At 73.3% G+C, this 7,209-nt stretch carries 7 protein-coding genes; 4 read left to right on the top strand and 3 right to left on the bottom strand.

Annotated elements, in window-relative coordinates:
* Positions 1–16 precede the first annotated feature (16 nt).
* The 3 genes from DQW06_RS26160 to DQW06_RS26150 form a co-directional block, all read right to left on the bottom strand.
* Positions 17–589: a suppressor of fused domain protein gene (locus DQW06_RS26160; RefSeq protein ID WP_071621719.1), complete on the bottom strand. Its 573-nt coding sequence runs from the start codon at positions 587–589 to the stop codon at positions 17–19.
* Between the two features lie 87 nt (positions 590–676).
* Positions 677–1,087: a hypothetical protein gene (locus tag DQW06_RS26155; protein WP_117199496.1), complete on the bottom strand. Its 411-nt coding sequence runs from the start codon at positions 1,085–1,087 to the stop codon at positions 677–679.
* Between the two features lie 227 nt (positions 1,088–1,314).
* Positions 1,315–1,788, bottom strand: coding sequence for a hemerythrin domain-containing protein (locus DQW06_RS26150; protein WP_013152204.1), 474 nt, complete (start codon positions 1,786–1,788; stop codon positions 1,315–1,317).
* Between the two features lie 122 nt (positions 1,789–1,910).
* Between DQW06_RS26150 and DQW06_RS26145 the strand changes: the two genes are divergently transcribed.
* The 4 genes from DQW06_RS26145 (at position 1,911) to DQW06_RS26130 (ending at position 7,132) form a co-directional block, all read left to right on the top strand.
* A complete protein-coding gene (locus DQW06_RS26145) occupies positions 1,911–2,582 on the top strand; it encodes a TetR family transcriptional regulator (protein WP_071621718.1) in 672 nt (223 codons plus the stop codon).
* Between the two features lie 106 nt (positions 2,583–2,688).
* On the top strand, positions 2,689–2,910 hold the full coding sequence (locus tag DQW06_RS26140; protein ID WP_013152202.1) for a DUF2945 domain-containing protein: 222 nt from the start codon (positions 2,689–2,691) through the stop codon (positions 2,908–2,910).
* 4 nt (positions 2,911–2,914) lie between these two features.
* Positions 2,915–3,502, top strand: coding sequence for a DUF488 family protein (locus DQW06_RS26135; protein ID WP_117199495.1), 588 nt, complete (start codon positions 2,915–2,917; stop codon positions 3,500–3,502).
* Between the two features lie 249 nt (positions 3,503–3,751).
* Positions 3,752–7,132, top strand: a complete 3,381-nt coding sequence (locus DQW06_RS26130; protein ID WP_117199494.1) for a pyruvate carboxylase — start codon at positions 3,752–3,754, stop codon at positions 7,130–7,132.
* The last annotated feature ends 77 nt before the right edge of the window (positions 7,133–7,209 follow it).

The following is a 7,209-nucleotide window of genomic DNA, read 5'->3' as shown; positions in this document are numbered from 1 at the left end:
CGCTTCTCGAAGGCGTTCAGAAGAGAGGAGGGCGGTCCAGGTCCAGGACGTTGACGCCCTCCGCCTCCAGGAGTTCCTCGAAGGCGTCGAGCGACTCGGTTCCGATGAGGGCCGCCTCACTGCGGTGGATCGGCAGCAACCACAGGAACCGCGCTCCCCCGGCCTCCTCGGGCGCCCACTCCAACGCGGGTCCGTACGGATAGGGCGGGCTCACCAGCAGGTGGTCCATGCGGGAGCCGTCCGTCCAGGGGCCGCCGAGGTCGATGACGGAACCGACGTCGAGGCGGTACTCCTCGAAGGAGTGCAGGTGGCTCACCATGCCCAGGGTCTCGGCGTGGGCCCGCTCCGCGGTCGGCGCCACGAGGAAGAACTCGGTGCCGCCCCCGGCCTCGTGGACGGACGAGCCGACCGTCACGTAGGTCCAGCCCTCGCCCTCGTTCCTGGGCGCCACCCGGTAGGTGGCGAAGCCGGGAACCAGGTCGAGGACGGGGTTGTCCTCCCAGGTGACGGGCTCCACGGCGTGCCCCTGCCAGAACTCCCGAACGTGCCGCTCCAGCGCGGCGATCCGCGCGTCCTCCCCGGTCGCCAAGGAACCCGACCCCTCGCTGTGCCTCCGGCCGCCGGGGGGCGTCGCCCTCCCGAAGCACCCGGTATACGGACATCTGGAACGGCCAGACTACGGCTTTCCGGCCGCGTCGCGGGCGTCCTCGTCCTCCGATGGTTCCTTCGGGTCCCGGCCGGAGCGGTTGGGCAGAGCCGAGTGGACGGCCGTCACGCTGAGCAGCGTCCCGGTCGCGAAGTACATGATGTAGACCGCCCACTCCAGGGGCACGAGGAACGGCAGGACCACGGCCCCGAGAAGCAGCGGCGCCACCGCCAGCAGCAGCGACCACCCCACCCGGCTGCCGCCGCGCGTGTCGGCCATGTACGCGCCCGCCGCGCACAGCGGTACGACCAGGCCCAGGAGGTGCAGGGGCGCGTAGAGGAACCCGGCGGCCAGGGTCAGCATCATGGTCCCGTAGTGCAGGTGCGGGAAGACCGTCGCCCACCCCATCAGCAGGGCCGTCAGGACCGCGAAGTGAACCACGAGCGCGATCAGCCACCGCAGCGCCCACAGGGTCGTCCTCAGCCGGGGGGTACCCGTACCGTGTTCCTCACCAGCGGTCTCCCTCTGCTGGGTGGGCCGTGAGCGCCCCGTTCTGGTGGGAAGACCAGACCCGGCTCCGGCGGAGGCCGATCCGGGGCCGGCCCCGCGGGTGCGCGCACGGGTCGGCGGGGACGCGGCCGACCCCGCATCGCGCGACGGGGCGGTTCTCAGAGCGTGACGGGGCCGTAGGAGTTCAGCGCCTCCACGATCTGGCGCTCCTCGTAGTCCAGGTGCGCCTCCACCTCGGCGGCCAGGCGCTCGACCTCGTCGCGGAGCCCGGCCGCCTCCCCGCCCTCCAGGAGCGCGCGGATGCGGTCCAGCGACCGGCTGACGAGCACGTGCTCCCGGGTCAGGCGCTCCAGGACGGGCGCGAGCCCGGGGTGGCTCCTGGCCAGTCCGGGCAGCATGCCCTTGTCCTCGGCGGTGTGGTGGCCGTGCAGGAAGTCGCAGAAGGACAGGCACTTCTTGCGCAGCTGCTCGTCCAGGGGCGCCGGGACCCCGGAGGGGGCGCCTCCCCCGGCGAGGTCGCGGCGCAGCGAGGCGAGTTCGCCCCGCAGCATGTCGTGGATCTTGACGAGCTGGTCGCCCAGCGCCTCGATGCGCTGTCCCTCGGGGACGGGGGCGGCGGTCCGGTCGCTCATGTGCTCTCTCTCGGTGGAGGGGAAGGCATCCGAAAAATGCCAGTGATGGCATACTGCCAGTGACTGGCACATCAGGCAACGGGTTTTTCCCGGCCCCGGAGAGACCGCCGTATCCTGGCCCGATGACCGCCGAGCCCTTCCACGACGAGGAGTCCGCACTCCCCCTGCGCGAACGCAAGAAGCTGCGCACGCGGCGGGTGCTCGCCGACACCGCGCTTCGGATGTTCCTGGAGCGGGGCTTCGACCAGACCACGCTGGACGACCTGGTGGCCACGGCCGAGGTGTCGGTGCGCACCTTCTTCCGCTACTACTCCTCCAAGGAGGAGGTCGCCCTGGCCGCCGAGGGCGAACTGTGGGAGGCCTACGCCGCCGAGGTGGAGCGCATGAGCGTCACCGGCCCCGTCCTGCCCCTCCTGCGCGACTGCTACGCGAACGCGGTGCGCGGCCTGCCAGGCGACTGGACCGAGCGCTACCTGGCCACCCGGAAACTGGTCGCCCGCAATCCGGTGCTGAACGCGCACCACGCTGGCTCCGTCCAGGCCCTCCGGGTGCGGCTGACCGAACTGCTGGAGGAGGAGACCGGCACCGACAGCCGGGCGGACGTGCGGCTGCGGCTGGTCAGTGAGATGGCCCTGGCCGCGGTGCGCTACGGGAGCATGAACTGGGTCCGTGCCTACCGGCGCAGCGACCGCACCGGCGACGCCGCGACGCTCCTCGCCGAGGTCACCGCCGCCTTCGACGCCCTGCCCTGCGCGCTGACGCTGTCACCGGACACGCTCGCGCCCTTCGACTGAACCGGTGGGCGCCGGGGCCCCGCCCGCATACACCGAGGCCGTCCGGGGTAGGCGAGGATCCGTCCACCAGACGCCGTTCCGCCACGACCGGAGGAGGGTGTACGCGATGACACGCCGTTTCGACGTCGGTGACCATGTCAGCTGGAACTCCGAGGCCGGACGGGTGTCCGGCACGATCACGAGGGTCCACACCAGCGACTTCGAGTTCAGGGGCCGTACTCGCCGCGCCTCCGAGGACGAGCCGCAGTACGAGATCAGGAGCGACAAGACCGACCACGTCGCGGCGCACAAGGACGGGGCCCTGACCCGCGTGTCCGGCGACGGCTAGCCGGATGGCTCCGCCGTTCCTCACCGTCGGCCACTCCGACCGCACGTTCGAGGAGTTCGCCGCGCTGTTGCACGAGAACGGCGTGCACGTGGTGGTCGACGTGCGCAGGCTCCCGGGGTCGCGCCGCAACCCGCAGTTCGACGGGGACGTCCTCTCCGAGTCCCTGCTCGGCGTCGGCATACGTTACTCGCGCGTCGCGGAACTCGGCGGTCGGCGCCCGGTCGCCAGGGACGTGGCCCCCGAGGTCAACGGGTTCTGGCGCAACCGCAGTTTCCACAACTACGCCGACCACGGGCTCTCCGACGAGTTCGGCTCGGGGCTCGCCCGGCTGCGCGAGGCGGGCGAGGACCACCGCGCCGCTGTGATGTGCTCGGAGGCGGTGTGGTGGCGCTGCCACCGGCGCATCATCGCCGACCACCTGCTCGCCCGCGGCCACGAGGTCCTCCACGTCATGGCCGCCCACCGCGTGGACGCCGCCCGGCTCACTCCGGGGGCCGTCGTGCACACCGACCGCACCGTCACCTACCCGGTGCGGCCCTCGGACGCGGACGGCGGCGGGGACGCCCGGGAGGAAGGGTCCCCCCGGGTGTGACGCGAGCCCGGCCCGGGGAAGACAGCCCGCGACACCCGCCGGGGTTCGTCGCACCCCGCCCCGCGCGACACGCCGACGCCACGAAACGCCCGCCGGAAGCCGTACTCGGCGCGAAGGACGGCCCCGGTGGGTCGCGCCGAACCCTCTTCTGGTTAACGTACGGGTGTTCCACCCGGCCGCGGGCCCCCGGCGACGGTGCCGGTTCTTGCGCCCACGGCACCACGCCTGACCGACCAGGAGGAGTGCGCCATGTTCCGCAAAGTGCTCGTGGCCAACCGGGGCGAGATCGCCATCCGCGCGCTGCGCGCCGGTTACGAGTTGGGCGCCCGCACCGTCGCCGTCTTCCCCCACGAGGACCGCGGCTCCCTGCACCGGCTCAAGGCCGACGAGGCCTACCAGATCGGCGAGCCCGGCCACCCGGTGCGCGCCTACCTGTCCGTGGACGAGATCGTGGGCGCCGCCCGCCGGGCCGGGGCCGACGCCGTCTACCCCGGCTACGGCTTCCTGTCGGAGAACCCCGAGCTGGCCCGCGCGTGCGAGCGCGCCGGGATCACCTTCGTGGGCCCGCCCGCCGACGTGCTGGAACTGACCGGCAACAAGGCCAGTGCCGTGGCCGCCGCCCGGGAGGCGGGCGTGCCCGTCCTGGAGTCCAGCGAGCCCTCCGACGACGTGGAGGCCCTGGTGGCCGCCGCGGAGCGGATCGGCTTCCCGCTCTTCGTCAAGGCCGTGGCCGGAGGGGGCGGGCGGGGCATGCGCCGCGTCCAGGAGCCCGAGCGGCTGCGCGAGGCGGTGGAGGCGGCCATGCGCGAGGCCTCCGCCGCGTTCGGCGACGCCACCGTGTTCCTGGAGCGCGCCGTGGTCGACCCCCGCCACATCGAGGTGCAGATCCTCGCCGACGGCGAGGGCGGCGTCGTGCACCTCTACGAGCGCGACTGCTCCCTCCAGCGGCGCCACCAGAAGGTCATCGAGCTGGCCCCCGCGCCCAACCTCGACCCGGACCTGCGCGACCGCATCTGCGCGGACGCGGTGCGCTTCGCCCGCCGGATCGGCTACCGCAACGCGGGCACGGTCGAGTTCCTGGTCGGCGCGGACGGCAGCCACGTCTTCATCGAGATGAACCCGCGCATCCAGGTCGAGCACACGGTGACCGAGGAGATCACCGACGTGGACCTGGTGCAGTCCCAGCTGCGGATCGCCTCCGGCGAGACCCTGTCCGACCTGGGCATCTCCCAGGAGGGCGTCTACGTGCGCGGCGCGGCGCTCCAGTGCCGCATCACCACCGAGGACCCCGCCAACGGCTTCCGTCCCGACACCGGGACCATCAGCGCCTACCGCTCCCCCGGCGGCTCGGGCATCCGCCTGGACGGCGGCACCTCCGCGGCGGGCACCGAGATCAGCCCGCACTTCGACTCGCTGCTGGTCAAGCTCACCTGCCGGGGCCGCGACCTGGCCACCGCGGTCAGTCGGGCGCGCCGGGCCGTGGCCGAGTTCCGCATCCGCAGCATCGCCACCAACATCCCCTTCCTCCAGGCGGTGCTGGACGACCCCGACTTCCAGGCGGGGCGGATCACCACCTCCTTCATCGAGGAGCGCCCGCACCTGCTGACCGCGCGGCCCTCCGCCGACCGCGGCACGCGCCTGCTCACCTACCTGGCCGACGTCACGGTGAACAAGCCGCACGGGGAGCGCCCCCAGCTGGTGGACCCCGCCACCAAGCTGCCGCCGCTGCCCGAGCCCGCCGGACCGCCGCCCCCGGGTTCGCGCCAGCGCCTGGCCGAACTGGGCCCTGAGGGGTTCGCGCGGTGGCTGCGCGAGTCGCCGAACCTGGGCGTCACCGACACCACCTTCCGCGACGCGCACCAGTCGCTGCTGGCCACCCGGGTGCGCACCCGCGACCTGCTGGCCGCGGCGCCCGCGGTCGCGCACACGCTGCCCGAGCTGCTGTCCCTGGAGTGCTGGGGCGGCGCCACCTACGACGTGGCGCTGCGCTTCCTGGCCGAGGACCCCTGGGAGCGGCTGGCGGCGCTGCGCGAGGCGGTGCCCAACATCTGCCTCCAGATGCTGCTGCGCGGGCGCAACACGGTGGGGTACACCCCCTACCCGACCGAGGTGACCGACGCGTTCGTGCGCGAGGCCGCCGAGACGGGCGTGGACGTCTTCCGGATCTTCGACGCGCTCAACGACGTCGAGCAGATGCGCCCGGCCATCGAGGCCGTGCGCGCGACCGGGACCTCGGTGGCCGAGGTGGCACTGTGCTACACCTCGGACCTGTCCGACCCCGGCGAGAAGCTCTACACGCTGGACTACTACCTCAAACTGGCCGAGCGGATCGTGGACGCGGGCGCGCACGTGCTCGCGATCAAGGACATGGCCGGTCTGCTGCGCGCTCCGGCCGCGGCGAAGCTGGTCACGGCGCTGCGCAGCGAGTTCGACCTGCCGGTGCACGTGCACACCCACGACACCCCGGGCGGGCAGCTGGCCACCTACCTGGCGGCGGTCAACGCCGGGGCGGACGCCGTGGACGGCGCGGTGGCGTCGATGGCGGGCACCACCTCGCAGCCGTCGCTGTCGGCGATCGTGGCCGCCTTCGACCACTCCGAGCACTCCACGGGCCTGAGCCTGGACGCGGTCAACGAACTGGAGCCGTACTGGGAGGCGGTGCGCCGGGTCTACACGCCCTTCGAGGCCGGGCTGTCCTCGCCCACGGGCCGGGTGTACCACCACGAGATCCCGGGCGGGCAGCTGTCCAACCTGCGCACGCAGGCGGTCGCGCTGGGGCTGGGCGAGCACTTCGAGGAGATCGAGTCGATGTACGGCGCCGCCGACCGGATGCTCGGGCACCTGGTGAAGGTCACCCCCTCCTCCAAGGTCGTGGGCGACCTGGCGCTGCACCTGGTCGGCGCGGGGGTCTCCCCGGCCGACTTCGAGGCCGACCCCGGGCGCTTCGACGTCCCGGACTCGGTGGTGGGGTTCCTGCGCGGTGAGCTGGGCGTCCCGCCCGGCGGGTGGCCCGAGCCCCTCCGCACGCGGGCGCTCCAGGGGCGCTCCGAGGCGCGGCCCGCTCAGGAGCTGAGCGAGCAGGACCGCGCGGGACTGGCCGAGGACCGGCGGGCCACGCTCAACCGGCTGCTCTTCCCCGGTCCGACGCGGGAGTTCGAGGAGCACCGGGCGGCCTACGGCGACACCAGCGTGCTCTCCAGCGCGGACTTCTTCTACGGCCTGCGCGCGGGCGAGGAGTACGCGGTGGACCTGTCGCCGGGCGTGCGGCTGCTCATCCAGCTGGAAGCGGTGGGCGAGGCCGACGAGCGCGGCGTGCGCACGGTGATGGCCACGCTCAACGACCAGCTGCGCCCGCTCCAGATCCGCGACCGGGCCCTGGCCTCGCAGGTGCGGTCCGCCGAGAAGGCGGACCGCAGCGACCCCGGCCAGGTCGCGGCGCCCTTCGCGGGCGCGGTGACCCTGACGGTCGCCGAGGGCGAGGCGGTGGAGGCCGGTGCGACGGTGGCCACCATCGAGGCGATGAAGATGGAGGCCGCGATCACCGCGCCCGTGTCGGGGACGGTCACGCGGGTGGCGGTCGACCGGGTGCAGAAGGTGGAGGGCGGCGACCTGCTGGTCTGCCTCGGCTGAGCCGGACGTCCGGTCCGTTCGGGCCCGGCGGGCGCCTACGGGTGCCCGCCGGGCCCTTTTCCCGGCCGGGGTCCCGG

This window comes from Nocardiopsis sp. TNDT3 (genome assembly GCF_003427465.1).
GTDB lineage: Bacteria > Actinomycetota > Actinomycetes > Streptosporangiales > Streptosporangiaceae > Nocardiopsis > Nocardiopsis dassonvillei.
This window is presented reverse-complemented; position numbering and strand designations above follow the sequence as displayed.

What these genes read in the sequence shown, in the direction of transcription:
- DQW06_RS26150 (WP_013152204.1), bottom strand. Translation starts at nt 1,788, where the DNA reads ATGAGCGACCGGACCGCCGCCCCCGTCCCCGAGGGACAGCGCATCGAG.
- DQW06_RS26145 (WP_071621718.1), top strand. Translation starts at nt 1,911, where the DNA reads ATGACCGCCGAGCCCTTCCACGACGAGGAGTCCGCACTCCCCCTGCGC.
- DQW06_RS26140 (WP_013152202.1), top strand. Translation starts at nt 2,689, where the DNA reads ATGACACGCCGTTTCGACGTCGGTGACCATGTCAGCTGGAACTCCGAG.
- DQW06_RS26135 (WP_117199495.1), top strand. Translation starts at nt 2,915, where the DNA reads ATGGCTCCGCCGTTCCTCACCGTCGGCCACTCCGACCGCACGTTCGAG.
- DQW06_RS26130 (WP_117199494.1), top strand. Translation starts at nt 3,752, where the DNA reads ATGTTCCGCAAAGTGCTCGTGGCCAACCGGGGCGAGATCGCCATCCGC.